We start from the raw sequence: 26,075 nt of genomic DNA, 5'->3' as shown, positions 1-26,075 counted from the left end.
TAAGACGGCCCTTGGTATTCCAGGCATTCCTTAACATTATTTGGTCCTGCTGATTACCCTATAAACTGGTGGTGGATAACGGGGCCGCCTATCGCTCGGGCTCCCTGCAAGGGATTTGTGCCCGGTTGGGGATATCACTGATCTACTGTCGCCCTTATACCCCAGAATCCAAAGGGAAGATCGAGCGCTGGCACCGGACCTTCCGCGATCAGTTTCTGACCGAACTGGACACGCGCCGGATCCGCGATCTGGACGATCTCAATGCGCGGCTCTGGGCCTGGCTGGAGCAGGTCTACCACCAGCGGCCCCATGGGGGGCTGGAGGGGCTGACGCCCTTGTTCCGCTACCAGCAGGATCTGCCCCGGATCCGCAGCCTCGGCACCCAGGCGGCCCACCTCGATGCGCTGTTTTATCACCGCGAGGCCCGTCGGGTGCGCAAGGATGGGACCGTCTCTTATCTGGGTCAGTTCTTCGAAGTCCCCTATGCGCTGGTAGGCAAGACCGTCACTCTCGTGGTCGACGCCCATGCCGGCCGGGTGGTGTCTGTAGAAAGCGCCGCAGGAGAAGATCTGGGCCGGGCCACGCCCCTGGACCGGGAAGCCAATGCCCACCGCAAGCGCCATCAGCCGGGTGCAGCCGATACGGTCGTGGAAGAGCCTGCCGATTCGACCAGCCTCGTGGAAATCGCCCATAAGAAGTATTACGGGGAGGATGAGCAATGAGCCAGGTCCTCCAGCACTTCGGCTTTACCCGCCTGCCTCTGGACAAGGATACGGCGGAACTCTGGGATGATGGTGCCCTGGCGCCTTTGCGGGAGCGCTTCCAGTGGCTTCTGCAGTCTCCTGGAGTGGGCTTGCTGATCGGTGAGCCCGGGGTGGGCAAGACCACGGCCCTGCGCAGTCTCACCGCGTCGTTGAATCCGCACCGTTATCTGGTGATCTACCAGGCGGATACGGACTTCGGACGGATCGACATCTACCGCGGGCTGGCCCGGAGTCTGGGGGTCGAACCCAGTTACCGCCGCGCCCAGCTCTGGAAGGACATCAAGGAGCATATCCATGACCTGATGGACCACAAGCAGGTCCTCCCCGTCTGGGTCATCGACGAGGCGCAGAACCTGCCGCCGGAATTCTTCCGGGACTTCCCGGCCTTCCTGAACTTCGCCTTCGATTCCCGGAGCATGCTCACCGTCTGGCTGGCGGGACATCCTCATCTGGCCCAAACTCTGGACCGGGTGCCCTATGCCGCCCTGGCCAGCCGTATCCAGGTACGCATCCGCCTGGCACCCGTCCTTGAACGGGAACGTTTTACTGCCCTCATCACCCATGCCCTGAAGTCCGCCGGAAGCCAGCACACGATGTTATCCGACTCCGGACTGGAGCTTCTCCGGCAGGCGTCCAAAGGATTTCCCCGACAGGCTGGCAACATCCTCCATACTGCTCTGCGCCTGGCCGTACCCAAGGGACTCAACCATCTGCCGGATGATCTGCTGCAGGCGGCTATCGAGGCGTTGCGATGAAAGCCTATGAAGAAATGGATGAGGCAGAGGCGCTGCTGGAGGACTGGGCGCTACTGTTCCCGCAGAATCTCTCCGATGAAGCGGCGGCAGCCCTGAGTCAGTTCGTCACGGCATTGTCCAGCCTGATTGAAAGCCGTTATGGGCGACAAATAAGCCATTACCGGCACTGTCCCCCTCAAGCGCAGAAAGAGCCCTTCTGACGGTAACCATCCCGCGCGGGATAGCCATCGCTGTCCCGCGCTTCTCCGGGTGCGTGTTCTTGCCGAAAGACCGTGGGATAACCCCGTCGTTTCGACCTCAAATAGCTCGGGACAAGGCACCTAATTTATTGCGGGACGTAACAGGGGATGTACACCCGTTTGAGCGGTTGGGGTTGATATCCCCGCCGCCGAAGTGACAACACGGCCTGCGCTTTGTCTGCCGGAGAGGACCAGGTTGCCCCGTCCACCCCAGGCGTGTTTTTGCCTTGATTGGAAGTCACCCGCTGCACGGCTAATACCTTGCCGCTATACGAGTGGGTCAGCAGGTGTTGCAAGGAATTCACCTTGCCCCATCGGCCTTCCTGCGTTGCCTTCACGATACGCGCTTGCAGCCTCCGCACTTGTTTCGTGGCCTGGGACCAATTGGTACCGTGCCAGTCCACGCCGTGAGAGGGCGCACACGCCGATGTTCTTGCGTTCATTTGCCATTCCCTCCTTGAGAGGTTCTAAAAGTTCTCGTGATGAGAGACCAAGGGGAAGTCTGCCCGCTTTCGCGTCGAGGAATGTTGCACCCCGTATCCGTTCCATTACAGAACGGCGTTCGCGTTTTCCCCCATCCTATACCCGCATCCTCATGAGCCTTCCTTGCGGTCGGCTTTGCCCGATATTCTGGGCGGGGCTACGGGATTACCATGTTCCGCATAAGTGACATACGGACGGGTTGGGTCCTACCTATTCGCCGGGGAGTGTTTATCGTCGGATGAGGACAAATGACCCTTCATCACCAACTCACCTTACCTTTTGGTTCAAGCCTCGTTCCCATACTCAGTCCTTTTGGCTTGTTGGGAATAACGACGTTTATCAGCAGTTCACTTGCGTTGACCATACCGTCCTTGCCCTCGCCCCTTACCGCCTTGGACTGGCAGTGTGAGCTTCACCTCGCGGCTCGGCCTACGGTTTCCCGCGGGTACTTCTCCGACAGCTTCACACGATAGGGTTACCCCTTGGTCGCATGTGCCGGTGGGCACTGGTGGACGAACACCAGGTTCTCTTTCAAGGGAGAACAGTCTAATTAATACAACTACTTATGCGACTTCATGTCGCACCACCTGCTTTCCCTGCTTAAATATGTGGGTGGCGATTACAACGACCTGGTGACGTTCAAAGCCCTGAAACAGACACTGGGCGATGCACAGCGTCCTGCTCATTACCTTGCCATTCCCCCTGCACTGTTCGCGAAGGTGATCAAAGGGCTGGGTTCTTCTGGTTTGGCCGATCAGGCGCGCGTCATCGTCGAAAAGCCGTTCGGACGCGATCTGGCCTCCGCGCGGGAACTTAACCGTATCGCGCAATCGGTGTTTCCAGAAGATTCTATTTTCCGGATCGACCACTATCTCGGAAAAGAGGCGATCATGAATATCCTCTATTTCCGTTTCGCCAATTCATTTCTGGAGCCAATCTGGAACCGTAACCACGTGGCCAGTGTGCAGATCACTCTGGCCGAGGGTTTCGGTGTCAAGGGTCGCGGTACCTTTTACGAAAGCGCCGGTTGTCTGCGCGACGTCATCCAGAATCATTTATTCCAGATCGTCGCACTGCTGGCCATGGAGCCACCTGCCTATCAGGGATTTGGGGCAGTGCATAGTGAAAAAGCCAAGGTATTCCAGGCCATGCGCCCGCTTCAACAGGATGACGTAGTGCGCGGTCAGTACACCGGCTACCGCAAAGAGCCGGGCGTGGCGAAGGACTCGGACGTCGAGACATTCTGCGCCTTGCGGCTGTTCATCGACTCCTGGCGCTGGCAAGGGGTGCCGTGGTACCTGCGTTCCGGTAAATGCCTGGCAGCAACAGCGGCTGAGGTTCTGGTAGAACTAAAACCGCCACCGCAAAGACTGTTCGACGATTCTGCACCGGCGGATGGGCGCGCCAATTATCTGCGCTTCCGGCTCTCTCCCAACGCTGCCGTCGCCCTCGCCGTGCGCGTCAAGCGTGCTGGCAAAGAGTTCGTCGGCGACCAACGCGAGCTCTCCCTGCTGGATGAACAGCCGAACGAAGAAACACCCTACGAACGACTGCTGGGTGATGCCATGGCCGGCGATGGCGCGCTCTTCACCCGTGAGGATGCGGTGGAGGCTGCCTGGGCGGTAGTCAATCCGGTCCTTGAAACGCACCACCCGGCGCACTCCTATAAGCCGGGCAGCTGGGGACCGAAACAGGCTGACGCGCTGATTGCGGCAGACGGAATCTGGCACAACCCGAGGTCTGTTGTAGCGTAAGCGGCAAATCGGCGGCGTTATGTCGCGGTTTTTCGGATGTGGAGAATAGGGTAGGGTGATGTATCAGGCAAATCCCGCTCAACTGGCACAACTCAAGCATTAGGGTATCCATGAATCATTCAGAAACACGACGCCTGTGGGCCAAGTAATCAAGGGCAGAGGGCCGTCCTCGATTGGCTTATCAGCCAGACTTAAGCAATGCTGAGGGTGTTCATCTTGTTAGCAGTCCCCCACCCCACTATGCGTTATCCGGTCAGTCAGTGAGAGAATGCGCGATCTCAGCACAATAAAATCACTCTTGACATTGCAGTGGGTCTTAATGGTTATCATGAACTGGTGGTGGGCTATATGTAGTTTTTACAGGAGCTATCTGTAAGACGTGATCCACTATACACAGCGGGTATCACCACGAGGAGGTGTATTCATGGATGACAAAATCCGTGGACACCTTGAGATTGGCATAGACGGGATGACCTGCGCCTCTTGTAGCGCGCGGGTGGAACGGGCGCTGGGCAAACTGCCCGGCGTCACCTCGGCCAGCGTGAACTTGGCGACCGAGCGCGCCGAGGTGTTTTTCGACCCACAACAGCTCGATGCCGCCCGCATCGCCGAGGCGATCCGCGAGACCGGCTACACACCGGTGACCGATGAGATTGATCTTGTGGTGGAGGGCATGACCTGCGCTTCCTGTGTGGGCCGCGTAGAGCGTGCACTCAGACAGCAATCCGGAGTGCTGGAGGCTGTGGTTAACCTGGCTACTGAGCGTGCGCGTGTGCGCTACATCCCGGCGATGATCAGTACGGACGAATTGGCCAGCGCCGTAAGCGCGGCGGGTTACGCCGCGCATCCTGTTCAGGAAGATGGGGAGCAGGATGTCAACGAGGCAGACCAGCGCCGTGTGAGTTTGCGCGCCATGGGCCGTGATGTCATCGTAGCTGCGGTGCTGGCCATGGCGATTCTGGTGCTGTCCATGGGCGCCTCATTCGTCCCAGCCTTTGATCACGCGCTGATGGTCGCGAGTCCCTTTGCGCATTTCTGGGAGTGGGTGCAGTTTGTGCTTGCCAGTATCGTTTTGTTCGTGCCCGGTCGGCGGTTTTTCAGGCCAGGCCTGATCGCCTACCGCCACCTGTCGCCAGACATGAACTCCCTGGTGGCTACCGGCACGGGCGCGGCCTGGGCTTACAGCGTGTTGGTGTTGGTGGCGCCCGCATGGTTTCCACTCGATGCACGACATGTGTATTTCGATTCAGCCGCAGTCGTTATCGCAGCCGTACTCGCTGGCAAGTACCTGGAGGGGTTGGCCAAGGGCCGCACCTCATCGGCCATTCGCAAGTTGGCCGGTTTGCAGGCAAAGACTGCGCATAGGCTCGATGCGAACGGTATCGAGCAAGAGGTGCCGGTATCGCGACTGCGCACTGGCGAGCGCATCGTGGTGCGCCCCGGTGAACGCATTCCAGTGGACGGACGCGTAGTCGAGGGGCGCGCGCATGTAGACGAGGCTATGCTGACCGGCGAACCCCTGCCTTCGGCCAAGACCATGGATGACACCGTAGTGGGTGGCACCATCTGCCAGGATGGGCGATTGGTCGTAGAGGCCACTTCCGTCGGGCGCGACACCGTACTGGCACATATCATCCACCTGGTAGAGAGCGCACAAACCGGCAAACTTCCGATTCAGGGGCTGACCGATCGTGCGGTACGGGTGTTCACCCCAGTCGTGCTGGTCATCGCGTTGACAACCTTCGGCGTCTGGATAGCCTTGACGGGCAATGTCAGCATCGCACTGGTCGCGGCAGTCGCCGTGCTGGTGGTGGCGTGCCCCTGTGCCATGGGATTGGCAACACCGGCGGCGATCATGGTGGGCACCGGACGTGCGGCGGAACTCGGCGTGCTGTTTCGCAAAGGCGAGGCACTGGAGACGCTATCACATGTTGACACCCTGCTATTCGACAAGACCGGCACGTTGACCGAAGGCCGTCCTGCCCTCGTTGATCAGGGTGGCCCCGATCCCGCTACAGCACTGCGTTTGGCTGCAGCGTTGGAATCGGCTTCCGAGCATCCGCTCGGGCGGGCTATTGTCACTGCGGCCGGCGAGCGCGGCATACACTTGCCTACAGTCAAAAATTTCCGCTCTATTGCCGGCTATGGGATCGAAGGTGAAGTGGAAGGCCGTATGGTGCGTGTTGGCGCCCGACGTTTTATGGAACGTGAAAATGTACTGCTGGGGGATAACACCGAGGCTGCGGCACAAATAGAGAATGACGGGCGCACGGTGGTGTTCGTCGCGGTCGACGCAACGCTCCTCGGGTGGCTCGCCATTGCCGATCGCATCAAACCGGAGGCGTATGCGGTTGTACAGGCATTACGCGCGCGTGGGCTACAGGTGGCCATGGTCACTGGTGATGCGCGGGCTACCGCTCAGTCTGTTGCCAGGCAATTACATATCGAGCAGGTGCATGCTGAGGTGCTGCCCCAGGATAAAGCGAAAGTCGTCACCCAGTTGCAGGAACAGGGCCGACGGGTCGCCTTCGTCGGCGATGGTATCAATGACGCTCCAGCGCTCGCACAGGCTAATGTCGGCATTGCACTCGCCTCAGGCACGGACATCGCCATCGAAGCAGCAGATGTGACCCTCACGCGCGGGCAGCTCGGCGAGGTGGTCACGGCACTGACTGCGGCACGGCGCACACTGAGCAATATCCGCGGCAATCTGTTCTGGGCCTTTTTCTACAACATTCTGCTGATCCCGGTTGCGGCTGGCGTGGCCGTGCCTATCGGCATCCATCTGAATCCGATGGTGGCTGGCGTAGCCATGGGGCTGTCCTCCGTCTTCGTGCTTAGCAACAGCCTGCGCCTTAAACGGCTCAAGGCTTATGTACCAACGGTAACCCCGGGCGCGGTACAGAATGCCGCACTCGAACCTGCTCATTCCTGAGCGATCATTCAAACGAGGAGAATCAATATGAGTCAGTTCGTTTTCAGCGTACCCGCCAAGGGCGATTTTGATAGCACCGTGGCGCAGGTCACCGAGGCCCTCAAGGTGGAAGGCTTCGGCGTGCTCACCACGATCGACGTGGCCGCCACGCTCAAGGCCAAACTGGGCATTGAGGGGCAGCCCTATATCATTCTTGGCGCTTGCAACCCGCACTACGCCCATCAGGCGTTGATGGCCGAGCCCGACATCGGCGCCCTGCTGCCCTGCAACGTGGTGGTGCGTGAAGACGACAATGGCAAGGTGAGCGTGGTGTTCATGGATCCTGCCGCCGTACTCGGCATGGTGGACAGGCCGCAAATTACCACGCTCGGCATCGAGGTGCGCGACAAACTCCAGCGTGTGGCTGATGCCGTGCGTGGTTGAATAACGCTTATGCGAGCGCTTTGAATAATTCCTTTCACTTCATTCCCAACAGGAGAAAACCCATGAGCAATATCAATCTGAAGATCACCGGCATGACCTGCGAGCATTGCGTACGGGCCGTGACGAAGGCGCTGGAAGGCGTGCCCGGCGTTGAAAAAGCGGACGTTACTCTCATACCAGGAGAAGCTGTAGTGCATGGTCAGGCGAGCACCGCCGCACTGATCGCTGCGGTCAAGGAAGAAGGCTATGAGGCGGATGTGCGGGGCTGAAGTCCCGCACATCGACCGTCATGTCTGATCCGGTACTGCTCTACACCAGTCACGGCTGCCCCGACTGCGCCGCCGTGCGCCGTTACCTCAAGGAACACGATGTCGCATACGAGGAACGTGACGTGACTGCTCCCGGCGTGGCTGAGGAGGCCAAATCACGCTACGGAGTGCGGGTCGCGCCAATCACGGTGATCGCTGGCGAGGCGTTATGGGGAACATTTGCCCATCAGAAGCCACGGCTTGATGAATTGCTGGCCGGGACCTAAAACTTTACTGAACATGGGGATAAAAGCACATGAATGGCTACAAACGGCCATAGGATGGACCGTAGAGCAAGCTGGATGCTTCTCCTCGTTTAATATTGCGCCTTCTGACTCGGGCAAGGTGGTTGGAGATGCTCCAGATCCAGATGTAAGTGCTATCTGTCGGCAACGCGATCACTTGGGCGTGGCTCAAGGGGATGGGCGCAGGAGGAGGGGGGATGTTTAATGGCGTGATGCTTTTGTGGTTTATCCTTACCGCGTTATCAGTACTGTTTGTTGCGGTTGATATTCGCGCCACACCAGAGTCCAAGGTTCTCAAGTGGGGCTTTGTATTGCTCACCGCGTATACAGGGCCGCTCGGCGCGTTCCTGTACGTATTGGGTTGTCGAGAACCACTACCTGGGTTGCACGAGAGGTATGTCTCGACACGTTGGAGGCAGGTGCTGGGCTCCACTATGCATTGCGTCGCCGGGGATGGGGTTGGCATTCTGACCGGTGCTGTCATCGCCAGTTTGCTCCATTTTTCTAAAACCACGGATATCGCTTTAGAGTATATTTTAGGATTTGCCTTCGGATGGGCCATTTTCCAGGCATTGTTCATGCGAGATATGACTGGTGGCTCATATAAGCGCGCACTTATCAGCACTTTCTTTTCCGAGTTGCTGTCGATGAATTTTCTGATGGCCGGCATGGTCCCCGTAATGATGCTGGCAATGAAAAGTGCTCCGTCAAGTCAAAGCCCCTCCACACCGGGATTTTGGTTCATCATGTCTATGGCCCTTTTGGTCGGTTTTGTCGCAGCGTATCCGATGAATTGGTGGTTGGTTTCCCGGAACATGAAGCACGGCATGATGACGGTACGACCACAAAACGAGACTGGGATCGGCGACAAAGTTCAATCATTGCGTCACCCATCCGCTAGTCATGACCACACCGATCCTGGCCACGAAAACGGTGGATCGTCGATGGATCATGAGATGGTGAAGGTTTCAAAAGGTGCCATCACCGGGATGACCGTTCTTTCCTTTATAGTGTTCGGATTTGGATTGTCCATCACGTTAATGCTTGAGAGATAGTGTCAATCTGTTCAGAACAATCGCCGAACCACTGCTCTGCATTGATTGGGTCGCGCTGTCCGACAGGCTTGGGATCTAACCGGAGAAGCAAGTCCCTGAACAAAATTCGGGAAAGAACGTCGTTCGCAGTCACGAACGGGTGGGCTGCTCAGAGAAAAGTGTCGTAGCCACATCGCGGGGATAGGTTTGGGTGGCGATTAGCAATAGTATGGTTGCCACGGCGAGAAGTACCAGAAAAATCTGAAAACTGATTTGCAGGCCATAACCATGACGACATTGCGCTAGATGACAGGACTGTTCTGGGAAATATTCGGAAACCCAACCGAAGGCCAAAGGTGCCGCGGCCTCCAGAATATAACGCAGGGAGATACGGATTCCTTCGGCACGTCCCCAAAGGCGCGAATGCATGATGTCGAGGCGCGCCGCATCCAGAGAGGGATTTGTCGCGCCCAGTGCTGCGGCTCCGAAAAAAAGTAAGGTTATCTCCAGCCATTTATGGCTGGTTTGCAGGGCCAGAAAGAAAAAAGGAATCGTCAGCAAAAAAGAAATACCGGTCACCCAGACACGGGCGGTGATAATACCGCGTCGCAGCAGATAGTCGGCAAGCCACCCGCTCGCGATGACGCCACCAATGCCCCCCAGGCCGATACCCACAAATATCAGGCTGGCGCTCATGGTATTGAGGTCAAAACGCTGGGTCAGATAGAGCACACCAAAGGCCATGAGTCCTGTAAAATAAAAATACCCAGCAGATGAGGCCGAGATAAAAATGACGTTGCTGGGAATTGAGAGAATGGTGCGAGCGGATTTTAACCAGGGCCAGTATGTGGGATCCTCACGCAAAATGCGCGTAGCGACCGGCTGGATTTGTTTTTCTTTGATGTCTTCGAGAAGGTATCGCTTGGTGTCTGCCTTGACGCTACCCACCGGGGTCGATACAGAGGAGGGTGTATGGTCGATAAGAACATCCTGTGCGAGCTTGCCCATGTTGTCGCGCGTCGGTTCGCGCATACCTTTTTTAAGCAGATAGGCCAAAATAAGTGCCATGGCTGCGAGGACGTAAAAAGTGACGCGCCAATTGCCCAGTGCGTTGATGGTTCCTGCAACGGCCATTCCAATGCCCGCACCTAGCAGTTCACCGCCAACAATCAGGCCAAAAGCGCGACTGCGCCAGGATGGCGGGAAAAGATCTCCGGATAAGGACGCAATAACTGGTCCCACAGCCACTCCGGCTGCCCCTGCCACCATCTGCATAACCAACAGGAATGCATAGTCTGGTGAGATCGCACTGATAGCTATGGCCGCCGCCCAGATATAAATGAGCTTGGTCAGTAAAGGAACGCGCGCCTGTTGGTCACCCAATATACCGATCGGCAGTGAGACCAGGGCTCCAGTTAAAATGGATGCCGCTGAAAGTAAGCCAAAAGCCACATTACCGATGGCGAGCTCGTGTTCCAGCGAGGGGGCAACGGCACCCAGAGCCGCAATATTGACGCTGGCCAGTCCTTGGGTCAGTGCCAGCAGAGCGATGGCACGCGGGCGGGGTATGCTGGTCAGCCAGATCTTTTCATGGCGGGAAAAGGCGTCAAACAGGCTGCTCAGATTTACTTTCTTTTCCCTCAGCAGGCCGTACAGAAGGTAGCGGGGTGCTCTGTGGCTCATCGTAGATGCGCGGCAACGGTTTGGGCGAGCTTTGCCAGTAACTGGCTCATGGCGGCGGCCTGGTCCCTGGGATGCTGCCTGCTGGCGACCTGCCAACTGCTGCGTCCGTGGGCAAGAATGTGTTGCGTTGACGTATTCAGTACGAACCAGTCAGCGCTTAGCTCAACCTGTCCCGAATCCGTCGGCATAAAGCGCTGAACGACCACCCGCAGGAGCAGGTAGGACCCCGGTGGGGTGGGATCGCCCGGCATGAACACTGTCTTGTGCGGAAGGACGGCCGCCATATCCTGGGCCAATACCCGTTGGGCCATTCCGCTCAAGGGCGCGATCCAGCGGACGTGATCAGCGACGTTAAAACGGTTCCTGCTCTGCTCGCGGGTGAGATAGAGGCGATCCAGATCCGCCGGCATCTGGACGTGGGCGACCAGCAAGGGGAGTCCCTTACCCTGCAAGGTACCGAAGGACACCTCTCGGGCCGCCTGGGTCTCTGGCGTCAAAGTCAGATATTGCGTGGGTACAGAGGCGCAGGCACTGAGTCCGCAGGCGGCACCGAGCAGCAGCGGCAGCATTTTGAGGTTCATGGTCTTTTTCCAAAAACGAGGGCGTTGGGATGGCTGTCCAGGTAATCCAGCAGGGCGCGCAGGGATTGCGCCGTCCGGGAAAGCTCGTAGAGCGTATGCGGCAGGGTGGTCGACTCAGGATTGCTGGCCGCTGCGCCGCCACTGTGTAAGAGGGCGTTACTGGCATGGAGCGCTTCATCCGCCTGCTGCACGGTGTCATGAAGTGTCTTCAGAATGTCCGGCAGTCGCGCATTGGCAGTCTGCATCAATTGATCCAAATGAGTCATGCTTTGATCCAGATGCTTTAGGGTCTGCCGGGTTTGGGGAGAACGGCTGAGTTGCGCCAGTTTGGCAGTGAGCGTATGAATATTTCGCGCGATTTCTGGTAAGGGCATTTCATGAATTTGCTGCATCACGGCATTGATATGCTTAACGATGTCATGAATGCCGACGCTGCTGACCATCGGGATTTGTGGCGGGTTGCCCGCGAGTAATCGTGCCGGAGGGGCACCCGTGATTTGATTGAGGGTAATCAATTTGGGACCAAGCAAAGGGACTTCACTACTTAATTCGGCTCGTAGACCATGAGCAATCAGGTGGCGCAGGAGACTATTCATCTGGGTTTGCGGATCGTTGAGACGCCAGATGCTTCCCTTGCTGAGGGGGATACGCTTTGGGTCAAGCGCAATCAGTATATCCGTGCGCAGGACATGGTGAAGCGTATCATAGTACATATGCACCTGGGTTACGCTGCCTACCCGCGCACCTTCGAGCAGGACCAGAGCACCAACAATCAAGCCTTGCGGGCCACCCGTCGTCACCAGCCGGTAAGGCACGGCATACCGGTCGGGCGCACTGCGCGCGGCGGCCGCATTTTCATAAAGTGGGAACGTTTCGTTATCATGCACGGCATTCCCTGATTCCGGGGTGGACAAGGTGACAGCCCCACTCAGCAGCGCGGGAATGGCCGGCACATGTACCCCGGGATGGGTTCCAAACAAACGCACGCCAATGGCGCCGGAACTCCAGAAGCGACTTCGACTGTTTATAAGCTTAAGATACTTCTCAGGAATAAACGCGTAAATGTCAAATCCGCTCCCATCGGGCAGCATGGCTTCGCCGCGAATCTCACCGATTCTATAGCCTTTGTAAAACAAAGGCGCGCCTCGAGAAATATTACCCAGTCCCTTGGCCTTTAAGACAACGGTGACTCCTTTAGGCTCACTCTTCAAAACGGGTTCCTGATTCAGGCCAACAACAGGTGTGACGGTATGGCCTGGGTGTGGGTCAATACCGATGTATGGTCCGGAGATCAGGGATTTTAAGGAGCTCAGATTGGCGAAACTTACTGACTCACCGCCTATCCAATAGCGGGTTCCTTTGCCTAAATGACCAGCCATATAGGGCTCAAAACGCATGGTCACAGATATTTCGTCAAGGGATTTGGAGAGTCGCACGGCGTTGACATGACCCACGATCACGCCGCGATACTTGACAACGGTATGATCAGGTTTGATGCCACCTATGGTGTTAAAGCGTACCGTTACCGAAGGGCCTTGCGCCATATAGCTGCGCAAGGCTAGCCATCCGACAATGGCCAAGGCGGCAATCGGCACGGCCCAGATCAGGCCCGGCCAGCGGGTGCGCTGTAATTTTGCAGGAGGGGTAGCAAGTTCAGGCATGATGTATTCTCTCGTATTCCGCCCAAAGCACGCGCGGGTCGAAAACGTCTGTAGCGATCATGGTGAGTATCACCACCGCCAGAAAGGCCGGTAAGGCGTAGCCCACATAAACGGCCAGCAGGCCGGAGAGATGCATCAGCGGTAAAAACACGGTCACCGTAAACACATCCACATGGGACCAGCGTCCGATGGCTTTGATAATACGATAGGCATGGGTTTTGAGGCGTAACAGCTTTGTCGAGCGATGGTGAATAGATATAAAAAACCAACTCAGCATGAAAAGCTTAAGAAATGGAATCACAATGCTGGCACAGAAAATAATAATCGCAAATAATAGAAAATGGGCGTCAACGAGTTTCATGACGCCGGTCATGATGGTGTATCCCTGCAAACGGCCTAATTGATAGTTGTACTCCATAGGGTAGATGTAGGCAAAGGGATAACAAAAAAAACCGGCCAGTGTCAAAGCCAGGGTACGCATGGTCGCATTGGGCTGGTATCGCCAGACTTTGGTGCCGCAGCGCAGGCAGTCTTTGCCTTCATGATGCGTAGGTGCCGGTAAACCGCAAAAGGCGCAGCCGATATGCTCGATTTCCGGAAATATCGATTCATAAGTCGGGCCGATTCGTCGCCAGATTTCCCGGCGTTCTAGGGTGGCGCGCGTTACCATGGTGAGAAAGGCTAGAACAATGACACACCAGCCGCCAATACCCACCTCAATAGGCAGAAACGGCGCCACACGCTCGTAACCAATACCAAAACCAATGAGAAACACATCCAGCATGGCCCATTGATCGATTTGTTCCGACCAGCGGAACATCTTGCCCAGCCAGTATGGATTACGGCCCACATAAAGTTCCAGGAGCACGATGCCCAAGGTCGTGAAGCGCAGAAGAGGTAGGGCCAGCAACTCTGCGCCAAGGATGAGGGCTACCAGCGGCCAACCCTGCTCTGCCACGCCCCAGATGCCTGAGGCGAGGACGCTTTGGTGATGAACCCCAAAAATGTTCACCTTCAGCAGTGGTAGAAAGTTGGCGGGAATGAGCAGAAACAGGGCAGAGAGGGTAATGGCCAAGGCCGCATTCAGGCTGCGGCCCGCGGTGCGCTCCATGATGTGTCCGCAGCGCGGGCACAACAATCGACTTCTGTTCTCAATAGGCGGTAAGTGTTGCACCAATCCGCAATCAGGACAGATCTCCACACCATGCGGTGGGTCGAGGACCACATCCGGGACTCCGGATAAGACGGTATCTATGGTCATGGTACGTATCCACCATCTTCAGAAAGCGTAGGCAGCGGTATGGGCGAAGGCAGACGGTAATCCACTTATGCGCTGGCGGAGTACGGCAGGTTGCGTGTCATCAGCCATTGCATCTCGCAGGCGTTGTGTGGTGAATACCTCGATTCCCACCCCTTGAAGTGTAGCAAAGAATTTTCCAGGTTTTGTCAGGGACACCTGCGACCAGTAGCCGTCTCTAATGGGTGGATACACGCCTTGCAATAGTTACTTGAGCATATCGATCACACTTTGATTCCAATGGCCACCAATCATTGTATATCCCTTTTTGGCTGCAGCGCACGAGGAAACCGTCATTTGTGGGTTATTTTTGGCACACCACACCATTTGAGTATGTAAAGCATCCGCATTTTTGCCCCGCGCAAACCAGGTGGCGTTATGTCCAGAATAAGGTCCCTGCCCTGCATGTGTGGAAGAAGAGCATCCAGCCAGACCAGTGACAAGCAGGCCGGTCGCAAGTAGTGTCAGGAATTTTTGCCATCGCAGGTTTTGGACACTCCATAAATCAGCACCGGTGTGATCACGCGATCCGAACGCCGGCGACGCGAAAAGGACCGCTTGATTATTATGAACAGATTCCTCTTTCCGGAAATCAGGTATTTTCATCATTCCTCTCCTTGATTGACGTGATTCAACAAATAAGCAGTCAGAATTACGGCGGTCATGAAACAGAAATGCGATGCATGCTTGCCAGAAATGATAATTAGCTTTTCTCCAACAATCTGCATAACGGCTCTATTTTTGATATTTCTCAAGATGATGGAAACCCGGTCCATCTCACATTCAGCTTTCAGCCTGCATATCCTGCTGTTGACATAAATCTTTACAGACGAGCAAAAAATGACCAGCTTCAAGATTAGGATGAAGAATCTGGCCTATAACATGCGACACTTTACCTGCTTGCCAAAACAGGAAGTGACTTGGTAGGGGGCAACCCGTCCAAAATCCGCAAACATTTAAAAAACCATATAAATCGCCAACAAAATGTATTGATAACGCATAAAATCTTCCTGGAAATGGCAAAGCTTTCGCTATTCGAGGTTTCTCATAGCGATAACGACCGACAATAAAGGCTGCCGTGTGCCGTTATCTACAGAAAGTAATCCTCGTCTTTCAGGCAAGGTTGGTGTCAACGGTCCTTAAATAGAGAGAGACCGGTTGTTTTAGAAGCACCAATAATCGCGCCAGCGAGAATGATCTTTATAAAAAGAATTAATAACAGCATGTACAGGACATACATAAGGCTAATGGTTATCCCAAATGCTTGGAATGAAATATACACGATTAACGCAACCATGGGAGTGATACTAAAAATTAAAAAATAATTTATTGCGTTGCTTGCAGACTTTGACATTTTCATGCCCTCCTGTTCTGTGGAGACGTGAAACGTTGTCTAATAAGTTATAGCGTTGTTGCGCCCCCAATCATATACGAAAACCTTATGGCTCTCGTGCCCGTGCCAACGTACGCTCCTCCATTAGTTTAATGTTAGCATATTTTTGGTCAATTCACAGGGAGTGAACCTTTCCGAGGCGCCAGCGTTCGACAGCAATCTTGCAACTTATTGATGTTACTAATAGAAATATCGAAACGCTCCGCTACAACAGCGTCAGTTGCTGAGACGCATCTGGTTTTTTACCCGGATGGCATGCAGAACCTCGCTTTGACACTCGTGGATGGAAGACACCCCCTGATACGGGTGGGGCGCCGTTGAGACGAGTCTGGTGATGATGAATACGGCGGGGTTGCTCCAAAGGCCCGTTCTGGCGCAGTCCGGTGTAACTCGCACGTAAACGACTGCGCATGACCCAATGTAGAATCAGTGCCATGAAACAGCTGGACCAGATCAAGGCGTCTATGTTATAGCGACAGACTAACGCATAGCCTTACCGAATAGAAAGCCACTTTTCATCCAGGCACTACCAAGGAGTTTACATTGGTGGATCAAGACTCACAGCCTTCATTGATATGCAGTGCCACCCCGGCAACGCCGTCGAGTGGCCAAAACCTTGGGATCGTGACGCTCACCATGATGACTGCGGCGCTCTTCTTTACTCTGCGCAACATGCCAATGATGGCTGCTACCGGTCTGCAAATGATCTTTTTCAATATCGTCACTGTGTTTGCTTTCCTGGTACCCATAGCATTGGTGGCTGCGGAACTCGCCACCACATGGCCTAAAAATGGGGTATTTCACTGGGTGGAAGAGGCCTATGGAACGCAATGGGGTTTTACGGCGGTCTGGCTGCAATGGGTTCAGAGCGTATTTGGTATCGCATCTATTCTTGCTTATATTGCCGCAAGCCTGAGCTACGCCTTTGCACCGCAGTTCGCTAGCAACCGCTGGTTCGTTTTCAGCGTGATCATCCTGGTATACTGGGTTGCCACCTTAGCGAATCTCCGAGGCACCCGCGCTTCTGGCATCATTTCGGCGGTATGCCTGAGCAGCGGGGTGCTGGTTCCCAGCTTGGTTTTAATTGTCATGGCCATTGTTTACGTGATCACTGACCATCCTGTTCATCTGAACCTAGCGCTCACCCCGGACAACTGGTTGCCGCTTTTGAATCCGCAACACCATCTTTTACTCTTTCTCAGTTTCATTTTCGGGGTGGTGGGCATTGAGGTATCCGCTGGGCACGCCCGAGAAGTCAAAAACGTGCAACGCAATTACCCCATTGCCGTATTCGCTGCCGCCATCATCGGCTTTATCATTACCCTGCTGGGGGACTCGCGGTCGCTATCGTAGTGCCTGCCACCCGGCTAAATATGGTGTCCGGCACGGTACAGGCACTTCAACACCTATTTACCGCATGGCATCTGGGCATGTTGTTGCCTTTCGCCGCCATACTCATAGCTTTTGGCGCTGCTGGACAGGTAAGCACCTGGATTTTGGGGCCTATCAAGGGAATATGGGCCGCTTCCCGTACTGGAATTTTGCCTACATCATTTCAGGAAGCCAACCAGCATGGGGTTCCTCGCAACCTGCTTCTGGTTCAGGCTGTTTTCATGAGCACCGTGGCCCTGCTCATTCTCGTGATGCCTTCGGTAAACATGGCGTTTCTGCTGCTTACCTCACTCGCGGTGGTGTTGTATTGCTTTATGTATTTATTGCTTTTTACAGCAGCTATACGGCTACGCTATACCCATCCGGATGTACGGCGCCCTTATCGTGTACCCGGGGGACGCAATTGGGGTCTTTGGTTAGTTGCCAGTACCGGTTTTCTGACATCACTCACCTGTCTCTTCATTGGATTAATTCCGCCAGGACATATGCGGGAAGGCATTTATGCCCCAGCCATACTGGGATCTCTCGCGGTCATGGTCCTGTGCCCACTACTGCTGTATCGCTTCCGGCACCTCCCTTCTGCGAAGGCGTCCATCTGAAATGCTGAACACCCACTGTCTTCAAGGTACTGCCACCATCGTATAATTAAGGAGTTACTGCATGGTTAAACACTTCACCGAAGATAGCAATCTTACTCCTGCTTATGGTTCACGCACTATGGACCATACGATTCCTAAATACCGTCTGCCAGACAACGAGATGCCCGCCCAGACCGCCTATCAGCTCATCCATGACGAGTTGATGCTGGATGGTAATGCCCGCCTGAACCTGGCCACTTTCGTTACCACCTGGATGGAGCCGGAAGCCGAAAAGCTCATGGCAGAAACTTTCGATAAAAACATGATCGACAAAGATGAATATCCTCAGACGGCGGAAATCGAAACGCGCTGTGTAAATATGCTGGCCCGTTTATTCAATGCGCATCCGGATGAACACCCGGTGGGTGTTTCTGCCATAGGCTCCAGTGAGGCGGTCATGCTGGCCGGCATGGCGCTCAAGTGGAACTGGCGTAAGCGTCGTGAGAAGGCAGGGGCATCGGCAGCCACCCCCAATCTGGTGATGGGTCGCAGTGTGCAAGTGGTCTGGGAAAAGTTCTGTCGCTATTGGGAGGTGGAGCCGCGCTATATCCCGATGCATGAGGATCGTTACACCCTTAAATCAGAGGAAGTGCTGGCACTGGTAGATGAAAACACCATTGGCGTGGTGACGGTGTTGGGGACGACCTTTACCGGTGAATTCGACCCTATTGCCGAAATACATGACGCACTGGTTGTCCACAACCAGAAGACCGGTTTGCAGGTGCCCATCCACGTGGATGCCGCCAGCGGAGGCTTTGTCGCGCCTTTTTTGCAGCCGGATCTGCTTTGGGATTTTCGTCTGCCTAATGTCGTTTCCATTAACACATCAGGCCATAAGTATGGTTTGGTATACCCGGGCGTGGGTTGGGCTCTCTGGCGTGGCGAAGCCCACCTGCCTGAGGAGTTGGTATTTCATGTCAATTATCTGGGCGGAGACATGCCCACCTTTACCCTCAATTTTTCACGTCCGGGCAATCAGATCATCGGTCAGTACTACAACCTGCTGCGCTTAGGCCGCGCGGGTTACACGCGGATTATGCGTAATCTACGTGATACGGCCTTGTGGCTTTCTGGGAGTATTGCCCGCATGGGTCCCTTCGTGCTGCTCAGTGACGGTAGCAGTATTCCGGTGTTCGCCATGCGGCTCAAAGACAGTTCACGCTTCACGGTATTCGACTTGTCGCGACAGTTACGGATGCGTGGCTGGCAGGTGCCAGCCTATACCTTGCCGGAAGACGCCACGAAATTGGCCGTATTACGGATGGTCATTCGCGAGGGGTTTTCCCGGGATATGGCAGATTTGCTGTTGAAGGATTTAAAACAGGCCGTCACCGATCTGGAGCAGACACCACCGACACAAAAAAGTCAGGACGACGGGCACTTCCACCACAATTAAAAAATGACAACGCATGATCATCTCCGTACTCGGGTGGCCAATAACCCGGCGGGGTACCTTACGCAAAAACTGCATCCTGAAGGCTGCGGCAACCCCTGGGCGTAAGCGTTTAGGCAACCCACCTTCCCAAACTTTCTGACCTGACCGATCCTGATCCGCGTTCAGCGAGGAGGGGTGGATATGACGAAGAACGAGAAGGCCGCTTATTGGCGGCAACAAGTAGATGGATTTCAGGCGAGCGGTCTTTCCGTCAAGAATTACTGTGCGCAGGAAGGGCTCGCCGTAGCCACGCTGCATTACTGGCGCAAGCGATTTGCCGATGCGGTAGAACCGCGGCCAATAGTCCATAAGACCAAGGGGTTTTTGCCAGTCACTCTGGCGCCGGTCCGGCCGTCTGTTTCGCCGGTAGAGATTATGCTGTTGTCGGGCCGCAGTCTGAAACTGACGGGGCCGATGGATACCGGCTGGTTGCAAACCTTGGTGCGCGTCCTCGAAAGCCCATGTGGTTGAGTCCGGGCAGCCGCATCTGGCTGGCGGCAGCACCCGTGGATATGCGGCTGGGCTTTGATGGGCTGGCGGCCAAGGTGCAGGGGGTACTGGCAGCGGATCCCTTTTGCGGCCACGCCTTCGTCTTCCGCAATCGCCGCGGTGACCGTCTGAAGCTCTTGCTCTGGGACGGTTTGGGTTTCTGGCTTATCTACCGCCGCCTGGATCAGGGGCGACTGCACTGGCCCAGAGCCGATACGGGCACCGTAGAGCTATCGGCCGCGCAGTGGGCGATGCTGGTGGAGGGGGGCCGTGGACCCCGTTGCCGACCCTTGAAAAATGCACGCCTACACTGCTGTAAGTGACTGGAATTGCTTGTATAAAGACCCCATTTCTGGTACTATTCTTCCATGAATCCAAGGACTTCCACCCCCATTCCTACAGAGCCAGAAGCGCTGCGCGCTCTGGTGCTGAGCCTGCTGCAGACGCAACAGGAAAAGGAAGCGGAATGGGCAGAACGCGCCCGGTATATCGCCCAACAGGAACTGGCTATCGCCCTGCGCGATGAAACCATCGCCCGCCTGGAAAGCACCATCGCCAAGCTGCAGCGCTGGCGATTCGGTCGCAGTTCGGAAAAACTCTCTCCTGCAGCAGAAACTGAAGCGCGAGGCGTACCGCATTCTGAAACCCCGTAAACAGCCTCTGGGCTCCCGAGTTCGACAGTTCATCGGCAAAAATCGTCAATTTCGTAACGTCGCCCCAGCATTCATAGGGGTTTCAGCGCCTATTTTCTAAAACTTCTGTGGTGGCACGTTTTATCACTTAGGCTCTTTTATTGACATGCCTATGAACGCTGATAAAGTGGCGGCATGCATGTGAAGATAACCACCTCCGGCAGCCGCCGCTATGTCCAGCTTGTTGAGTCCTACCGGGATGATGCCGGAAAGGTCAAAAAGCGTACCGTCGCCACACTTGGGCGGCTGGATCAGGTCGACAGTCAGTTGAATGCCGTGATTCAGGGCCTGATGAAGGTCAGCGGCCAGGTACCCACCCCGACGTCAACGATTTCTTCACCATCCATCGCTTTTGAAACGGCGCGTGCCTTTGGCGATGTCTGGACCCTGACTGAACTGTGGAAGGAACTGGGGTTCGGGGCTCTGCGCCGGGTATTCCGCAAGACGCGCCATACGACCGATGTGGAAGCTCTGATACGGGTGATGGTCCTCAACCGGCTCTGCGATCCCGAATCGAAACTGGGCGTACTGCGCTGGGTGGAAACCGTCGCCTTGCCGGATGTCACCGTGACAACGATTACCCACCAGCAACTCCTGCGCAGCATGGATGCCCTGATGGAGCAACAACGTGCCGTAGATGCTGTGGTAGCCGGTCTGTTGCGCCCCCTGATCGATCAGAACCTGTCCGTGGTCTTCTATGACCTCACCACGATCCGCAGTGAAGGCCTCGTCACGGTTCCCCAGGACGTCCGGCAATTCGGGATGGCCAAGGAAGCTCTAATCGCTCGCCAGTTCATGCTGGGGGTCGTGCAGACTGCAGAGGGTTTGCCGATCTACCATGAGGTCTTCGATGGCAACACCGCAGAGACCAAAACGCTGCTGCCGACCCTGGGCAAAGTGCTGGAGCGCTTTCCGACAGTGCGGCGCCTGGTGCTCATCGCGGATCGCGGGTTGTTGAGTCTGGACAATCTGGAGGCGTTGCAGGCGATCCGGCTGGCTAACGGGCAGGCTCTGGAGTTTATCCTGGCCGTACCCGGGCGACGTTATCATGAATTTGCCGCCCTGCTGGATAGTTTCCAGCGGGAGTTGTGCAACACGGCCACCGAAGAAGTCATCGGCGAGCGCACTTGGAACGACCTGCGGCTGGTGATCGCCCACAATCCGGTTACGGCGGCGGACCAGACCACCAAACGAAACGCGCGGATCGAAGCGCTGATTACCCAGGGCGACCAGTGGGCCGGCAAACTGGATGATCAGGACGACGGCAAGAAACACCGGGGCCGCAAACTCTCCGACAGCGGTGCCAAGGCACGCTTCTACCATGCCGTCTGCGAGGCGCATTTGTCGCGCATCATCCAAGTCGATATGGCCGCACAGCAGTTTAGCTACGATATCGACGAGGGCGCACGAACGCTGGCGGAACGCATGGATGGCAAGCTTCTGCTCGTGAGCAATGTGCAAGATCTATCCCCCGAAGAAATCGTCGCGCGCTACAAGTCTCTCGCCGATATCGAGCGGGGCTTCAAGGTGCTCAAATCCGAACTGGAGATCGGTCCGGTCTACCACCGCCTGCCCGACAGGATACGGGCGCACGCAGCGATTTGTTTCATGGCGCTGATTCTGCATAGAGTCATGCGCAGTCGTTTACGTGCTGCTCACACCGGGCTGACGCCGGAACGGGCCCTGGAGCAACTCCGCCGCATTCAGCATCACCGCGTTCGTCTCAATGGCGCCCCACCCGTATCCGGGGTGTCTTCCATCCAGAAATGTCAAAGCGAGGTTCTGCATGCCCTCCGGGTAAAAAAACCAGCCGCGTCTCAGCAACTGACGCTGTTGTAGTGGAGCGCTTTGAAATTTCTATTGGCGATATCAATTAGTTGCGAGATCAACTGTCGAACTCGGGTGGGCTTGCGCGGGTAGTCTGCCCGATGCCACTTCCCACCACAGCCACACCGGGTGGTCCTGGCTTCTTCGGCAAAGGCCTCATCAACGCGGTACAACAACTGAAATATTTTGGGATCATGCAGAAGGTTATGGCACACTGGCGGGGTCCTTTTCTTGGCTGGAAAATGACACTCCCCAACAGGCGCGTTTGTTCAAGTTCTTCGAGGGGGTTTACCCCCAGCCCCTCACGCTACGTGACCATCAGCGTATCCAAGGCCATCAATATCTTTGACCGTACTCACACATGCACCAGCCCGATTACCGTCTTGCAGACGGCTCGTTACTGCGTAACACCTTTGGTGAGATCCTTTATCTTCGCTTCCGCATCAGCTAACGATGTATGATCACTGAGAAATCCATAGGGACCAAAAATCTCCCAATGAATCCGCCCATCCTTTTCAATGACCTCTTGGATTTGATAAGGATCGGTTGTCTGTACAATCATGCGCCGTGTCATATTCCTTTCTCCGTCACCGCGTTATCCCGCCTTGCGCAAGTGCATATCCACATGAATGTCGGCGAACGGGCAGCGCACCCCGCCGCTGGTCGTGCGCTCTATCAGTCCGAGTTCGGCGAGCACCAGCACGTCGTCATGAACGCGACGCACATCCCGGCCTACCCGCCGGGCCAGCTCCCTGATGGATACTTCCCCCGCACTCATGATCTGACGCACCAGAGACCATCGTAGCGCGGTCAGTCGGCCCAGGAACACATCCGGCGATTCAAAGTTCAGGGTTTCCCCCTGGTAGGTTTCCGCCTGCGCAGCTTTACCCGCAGCGCGTAGGGCTGCTTTCCAGTCCGGTTGTACGGTAATGGTCAGTGTTCGCATTTCCATTGTTCCACCTCCGCGATGAAATCCTCAATCAACTGGTCCACACTGGTGAACGTATATTCATTTTCCTCGCCGGTGACGTGACGATGGTCGCCCTTGCCACGCTCGTTGTCATAGCCGATCACCCTTGTGCCGTTGACCACGTAGACCAGCCGGTACTTGAAGCTGTGCCCACATGGCGGCACAGGCTTTGGTACGCGCCACACCACCATCTCCATGAGATCGCCGTTCGGCGCAACATCCTTGAAGCTGGTGATCAAGGTGGCTTTCATGGAGGCTATCATGTAATTCCGTGGCGGCGATGTCAATAATGACAACACATCACCTAGCAGCTGTCGGGCTTAGCTCACGACTGCCGCCCATTTTCGCCCAGGTTTTTTTGAAAACACCTTTTTTGGGTGATTTTACCCATTATTGCCCTATATTTTGCTATTTTCTTCATTTTCCTGCCCTACAGGCGCAATACGGCCATACGTTTTATATTCCACGCCAGACAAACAAGGCTCCATTCCCCCTGTACCTGGCGCAGGCCGCGCAATGAGAACTGCCGAAACCCCATCACCGATTTGATGATGCCGAAGACGGGCTCTACCGTTTGCTTGCGTAGCCGGTAAACGCTGCGGCCAGCCTGGGTCTTCAGACGATGAATCATGGCCTGCATCAGGGTGGCATCTTCAGCCAATTCTTCAGGCTCGGTATGCCGCTGTCGCCAGTCCGGATGGTGATCTTCCCGGGCCACGGCAATAAAGGGGGTGATGCCCAGCGCCTCACACGCTTCGACATTCTTTTCACTGCAGTAGCCAGTGTCGGCAACGAGCGTCTCTATGGGACCCAATACCGCAGCTTGGGTTTGCAGCGTCGCCAGCATGGGGAGTACCTGCTCTTTGTCATTTGGTGCCTGGCTGACACCCGTGGCCACCACCAGCATGGTCTGGTCATCGACGGCGGCCTGGGTATTATAGGACTGCTCAAAGCCGCCACCCGAGACCGGCATGATGCGGGATTCCTCATCGGTGAGGTTGATCTGATCCTGCGCTTTCGGGGCGGGATCGGGTGCTTTGGGTTCTTTGCCCAGACGTTTCTGGCCGGTTGCTTCACGTTCAGCGCGGCGGGCCATTTTCTCGTCGTAAAGGATTTTTTCCTTTTCATAACGGGATTGAACCCATTCGGCAATCTTGGCCTTGGCGGCGGCCATCACCACCAGCCGGTCTTCGCGGCGACGTATTTCCTCCGGCAGATTCACGCCATCAGGAATGACTGCCTGATCTGCTTGCTCTGCCAGCGCGAACAATTCCCGCACTTCGGCCTTCAGTTGCCGCTCCATCTGTTCGATATGTCCGTGGGACAGGGCTTGATGTTTGGAGGCGTTGGCGTGGATCTTGGTGCCATCCAGGCAAACCCGGCCAACCCTCAGCAGCTTCATTTCTTGTGCCAGTTCCAGCACCTGTACGAACAGGTTTTGCAGCTCACCCAGGAAACGGCGGCGGAAGTTCGCCAGCGTGTCGTGATCGGGATGGCCGCCTGCAGCGAGATAACGGAAGGCTACAGAATCATAGGTGGCCTGTTCCAGCTTGCGGCTGGAGAACACCCCGTTGGCATAACCGTAGACTAAAATCGCCAGCAATGTTGCCGGATGATAGGCCTTACAGCCTCGGCCAGCATATTGCTTAACCAATCGGGAGAGGTCCAGCTGCTCAATCACCTCGACGATAAAACGGGCAAGATGCCCTTCGGGTAACCAGTCCTCCATGGACGGAGGCAGGAGATAACTGGTCTTGCGGTCGGGGTCGATAAAGTGGGCCATCGTTCACTCATCATATTGAATTATAAATAACTATACATCAATAGGCTGGCCCGTGAAAGCCCGACAGGCTGTCTTGATGGGCCCTATGCAAGCGCTATTTCAGAACTGAACGGCCGACCAGATTTCAGTACTCCATAAACGATATGCAGCAGTTTACGCATGGCGGCAACAATCACCTGCATTTGGCACTTTCCACGAGCGAGCAATCGTTCACAAAAGACCGCAACGACGGGGTTGAAGCGTTTTGCACAAACGGCGGGCATATAAAGGGCCTTGCGTAGCTGGGAATTGCCCGTCTTGGCGATGGAAGTCTTCCCATTCCATTGCCCAGACTGTCGAATTCTGGGATTCAGTCCAGCATAAGCAACCATCTGTTTCGGTGACACGAATCGTTCAAAGGGGCTGAGAAAGGCTAGCAGCGTGGCAATAGTAGCCTCACCGATGCCAGGGATGCTTAAAAGCAGTTCCTTTTTCGAATGAAGGTCTGGATGATCGTCAATGTGCTCCTGAATTTGCCGGCGAATGGTCTCTATCTCCTGACAGACAACCGTCAGAATTTTACGTATGGAAGGCACTGCGGGAAGCTCCGCATTCTCCAAGCGGTTGTTTTCCATGTTCTGCAACGTTAGCAAATCATCAAGCCGTTGAACGAGCGCCTGAAGTATTTCAACTTCATCAGCAGGCGGTATCCATTGAGCAGGATTATGGGTTTTACAATATCGGGCAATGAGACGCGCATCGGCCTTATCCGTCTTGGCACGGACCAGTTCAGTTTTGCCAAAGGCATGGATCTGGGCAGGATTGACCACGCTCACCCAGAGCTTGTGATAGGCGAGGAATCGGGCCAGGTCACGGCCGTAAGCCCCCGTTGTTTCCATGCAAAGATGGGCTTCCAGCGCGTCATGCTCGCTCAGCCAGTCATGTAACAGATCAAACCCTTGTGGGGTATTGGGGAAGACTTTACTGCGATACTTACCGTCTGCATTCAGCAAGGCCACATCGAATTTCCGCTTGGCGAGATCAATACCGACATGAAGAATAGTGTGCGTCATAACCGCCTCCAATCATAAGAAATGATGTCGATCTCAAGGGGCAATGCCGGTTCAACCTTATCTGTACAGGCTCATGCGCTAAACAGGCCTCGGATACCGTCCGAACTGGTGGCAAAGGTGAGGCAAGTGATTAATCTGTCGTACAGGATCAAGTCCTTAGGCTGCTAAGAATCTATCTTGCCTCGCTCCGGAGATCAACCGAAGGGTACCAACCTGTACGGCTGGTTCCAAGACATAAGATA

Annotated in this window: 23 protein-coding genes and 4 pseudogenes; 15 read left to right on the top strand and 12 right to left on the bottom strand. The window is 55.5% G+C overall.

The window, feature by feature from the left end; genetic code table 11:
• Window positions 1–53: 53 nt before the first annotated feature.
• From AFERRID_RS00630 to AFERRID_RS00620, 3 genes and pseudogenes are all read left to right on the top strand, one after another.
• Window positions 54–722 (top strand): annotated as a pseudogene (locus AFERRID_RS00630) (integrase core domain-containing protein); the annotation flags it as partial.
• The gene (locus tag AFERRID_RS00625) at window positions 719–1,519 is read left to right on the top strand and encodes an ExeA family protein (protein ID WP_126604146.1); all 801 of its coding nucleotides are present in this window, start codon (window positions 719–721) and stop codon (window positions 1,517–1,519) included. The pseudogene AFERRID_RS00630 and the gene AFERRID_RS00625, both read left to right, overlap by 4 nt.
• On the top strand, window positions 1,516–1,719 hold the full coding sequence (locus tag AFERRID_RS00620; protein ID WP_126604145.1) for a hypothetical protein: 204 nt from the start codon (window positions 1,516–1,518) through the stop codon (window positions 1,717–1,719). The genes AFERRID_RS00625 and AFERRID_RS00620 overlap by 4 nt, the downstream gene beginning before the upstream one ends.
• Before the next feature lie 125 nt (window positions 1,720–1,844).
• Here the strand turns inward: AFERRID_RS00620 and AFERRID_RS00615 are convergent, their stop codons facing one another.
• Window positions 1,845–2,201 (bottom strand): reverse transcriptase N-terminal domain-containing protein, encoded by a 357-nt coding sequence (locus AFERRID_RS00615; RefSeq protein ID WP_126604144.1) that lies wholly within the window; start codon window positions 2,199–2,201, stop codon window positions 1,845–1,847.
• 615 nt (window positions 2,202–2,816) lie between these two features.
• Between AFERRID_RS00615 and zwf the strand changes: the two genes are divergently transcribed.
• From zwf to AFERRID_RS00585, 6 genes are all read left to right on the top strand, one after another.
• Window positions 2,817–3,995, top strand: coding sequence for a glucose-6-phosphate dehydrogenase (zwf, locus tag AFERRID_RS00610; protein WP_226858269.1), 1,179 nt, complete (start codon window positions 2,817–2,819; stop codon window positions 3,993–3,995).
• 424 nt (window positions 3,996–4,419) lie between these two features.
• Window positions 4,420–6,930 carry a heavy metal translocating P-type ATPase gene (locus tag AFERRID_RS00605; protein WP_126604143.1) on the top strand — a complete coding sequence of 837 codons (2,511 nt, stop codon included), beginning with the start codon at window positions 4,420–4,422 and terminating at the stop codon, window positions 6,928–6,930.
• A gap of 27 nt (window positions 6,931–6,957) precedes the next feature.
• On the top strand, window positions 6,958–7,353 hold the full coding sequence (locus AFERRID_RS00600; RefSeq protein ID WP_065974388.1) for a DUF302 domain-containing protein: 396 nt from the start codon (window positions 6,958–6,960) through the stop codon (window positions 7,351–7,353).
• Window positions 7,354–7,415: 62 nt separating this feature from the next.
• Window positions 7,416–7,622 carry a CopZ family metallochaperone gene (locus AFERRID_RS00595; RefSeq protein ID WP_014028166.1) on the top strand — a complete coding sequence of 69 codons (207 nt, stop codon included), beginning with the start codon at window positions 7,416–7,418 and terminating at the stop codon, window positions 7,620–7,622.
• Window positions 7,623–7,642: 20 nt separating this feature from the next.
• Entirely contained in the window at window positions 7,643–7,888 is a 246-nt protein-coding gene (locus AFERRID_RS00590; RefSeq protein WP_014028167.1) for a glutaredoxin family protein, read from the top strand.
• Between the two features lie 215 nt (window positions 7,889–8,103).
• Entirely contained in the window at window positions 8,104–8,961 is an 858-nt protein-coding gene (locus AFERRID_RS00585; RefSeq protein ID WP_065974391.1) for a DUF4396 domain-containing protein, read from the top strand.
• 129 nt (window positions 8,962–9,090) lie between these two features.
• Here the strand turns inward: AFERRID_RS00585 and AFERRID_RS00580 are convergent, their stop codons facing one another.
• The 6 genes and pseudogenes from AFERRID_RS00580 to AFERRID_RS00550 all read right to left on the bottom strand — a co-directional run.
• Entirely contained in the window at window positions 9,091–10,623 is a 1,533-nt protein-coding gene (locus AFERRID_RS00580; protein WP_126604142.1) for an MFS transporter, read from the bottom strand.
• Entirely contained in the window at window positions 10,620–11,204 is a 585-nt protein-coding gene (locus AFERRID_RS00575) for a PqiC family protein (protein ID WP_126604141.1), read from the bottom strand. The genes AFERRID_RS00580 and AFERRID_RS00575 overlap by 4 nt, the downstream gene beginning before the upstream one ends.
• On the bottom strand, window positions 11,201–12,865 hold the full coding sequence (locus tag AFERRID_RS00570; protein ID WP_126604140.1) for a PqiB family protein: 1,665 nt from the start codon (window positions 12,863–12,865) through the stop codon (window positions 11,201–11,203). The genes AFERRID_RS00575 and AFERRID_RS00570 overlap by 4 nt, the downstream gene beginning before the upstream one ends.
• Window positions 12,858–14,126 carry a paraquat-inducible protein A gene (locus AFERRID_RS00565; RefSeq protein WP_126604139.1) on the bottom strand — a complete coding sequence of 423 codons (1,269 nt, stop codon included), beginning with the start codon at window positions 14,124–14,126 and terminating at the stop codon, window positions 12,858–12,860. Before AFERRID_RS00565 ends, AFERRID_RS00570 begins: the two co-directional genes overlap by 8 nt.
• Window positions 14,127–14,369: 243 nt before the next feature.
• Window positions 14,370–14,771, bottom strand: a complete 402-nt coding sequence (locus AFERRID_RS00560) for a hypothetical protein (protein ID WP_126604138.1) — start codon at window positions 14,769–14,771, stop codon at window positions 14,370–14,372.
• Window positions 14,772–15,760: 989 nt separating this feature from the next.
• Window positions 15,761–15,997 (bottom strand): annotated as a pseudogene (locus AFERRID_RS00550) (IS1634 family transposase); the annotation flags it as partial.
• A 194-nt stretch (window positions 15,998–16,191) separates the two neighbouring features.
• Here AFERRID_RS00550 and AFERRID_RS16130 point away from each other — a divergent pair.
• The 6 genes and pseudogenes from AFERRID_RS16130 to AFERRID_RS00515 all read left to right on the top strand — a co-directional run bounded on the left by AFERRID_RS16130 (window position 16,192) and on the right by AFERRID_RS00515 (window position 22,040).
• Window positions 16,192–17,546, top strand: a pseudogene (locus AFERRID_RS16130) (amino acid permease).
• Window positions 17,547–17,607: 61 nt separating this feature from the next.
• On the top strand, window positions 17,608–18,981 hold the full coding sequence (locus AFERRID_RS00540; protein WP_126604136.1) for a glutamate decarboxylase: 1,374 nt from the start codon (window positions 17,608–17,610) through the stop codon (window positions 18,979–18,981).
• Between the two features lie 180 nt (window positions 18,982–19,161).
• A complete protein-coding gene (gene tnpA, locus AFERRID_RS00535; RefSeq protein ID WP_126604135.1) occupies window positions 19,162–19,491 on the top strand; it encodes an IS66 family insertion sequence element accessory protein TnpA in 330 nt (109 codons plus the stop codon).
• On the top strand, window positions 19,482–19,832 hold the full coding sequence (gene tnpB / locus AFERRID_RS00530; RefSeq protein WP_126604134.1) for an IS66 family insertion sequence element accessory protein TnpB: 351 nt from the start codon (window positions 19,482–19,484) through the stop codon (window positions 19,830–19,832). Before tnpA ends, tnpB begins: the two co-directional genes overlap by 10 nt.
• Window positions 19,833–19,877: 45 nt before the next feature.
• Window positions 19,878–20,114: pseudogene (locus tag AFERRID_RS00525) on the top strand (transposase domain-containing protein); the annotation flags it as partial.
• A gap of 222 nt (window positions 20,115–20,336) precedes the next feature.
• Complete coding sequence (locus AFERRID_RS00515) at window positions 20,337–22,040, top strand: IS1634 family transposase (protein WP_126604133.1); 1,704 nt, start codon at window positions 20,337–20,339, stop codon at window positions 22,038–22,040.
• A 385-nt stretch (window positions 22,041–22,425) separates the two neighbouring features.
• Here AFERRID_RS00515 and AFERRID_RS15075 read toward each other — a convergent pair whose 3' ends face one another.
• From AFERRID_RS15075 to AFERRID_RS00490, 5 genes are all read right to left on the bottom strand, one after another.
• Window positions 22,426–22,602 (bottom strand): hypothetical protein, encoded by a 177-nt coding sequence (locus AFERRID_RS15075; protein WP_172804386.1) that lies wholly within the window; start codon window positions 22,600–22,602, stop codon window positions 22,426–22,428.
• A gap of 21 nt (window positions 22,603–22,623) precedes the next feature.
• The gene (locus AFERRID_RS00505) at window positions 22,624–22,980 is read right to left on the bottom strand and encodes an HVO_A0114 family putative DNA-binding protein (RefSeq protein WP_083386395.1); all 357 of its coding nucleotides are present in this window, start codon (window positions 22,978–22,980) and stop codon (window positions 22,624–22,626) included.
• Window positions 22,962–23,249, bottom strand: coding sequence for a toxin-antitoxin system TumE family protein (locus tag AFERRID_RS00500; protein ID WP_126604131.1), 288 nt, complete (start codon window positions 23,247–23,249; stop codon window positions 22,962–22,964). Before AFERRID_RS00500 ends, AFERRID_RS00505 begins: the two co-directional genes overlap by 19 nt.
• Before the next feature lie 179 nt (window positions 23,250–23,428).
• A complete protein-coding gene (locus tag AFERRID_RS00495; protein WP_126604130.1) occupies window positions 23,429–24,781 on the bottom strand; it encodes an IS1182 family transposase in 1,353 nt (450 codons plus the stop codon).
• Window positions 24,782–24,864: 83 nt separating this feature from the next.
• On the bottom strand, window positions 24,865–25,833 hold the full coding sequence (locus AFERRID_RS00490; protein ID WP_126604129.1) for an IS110 family RNA-guided transposase: 969 nt from the start codon (window positions 25,831–25,833) through the stop codon (window positions 24,865–24,867).
• Window positions 25,834–26,075: the final 242 nt, after the last annotated feature.

The sequence above is a fragment of the Acidithiobacillus ferridurans genome (assembly GCF_003966655.1).
Taxonomy (GTDB): domain Bacteria; phylum Pseudomonadota; class Gammaproteobacteria; order Acidithiobacillales; family Acidithiobacillaceae; genus Acidithiobacillus; species Acidithiobacillus ferridurans.
This window is presented reverse-complemented; position numbering and strand designations above follow the sequence as displayed.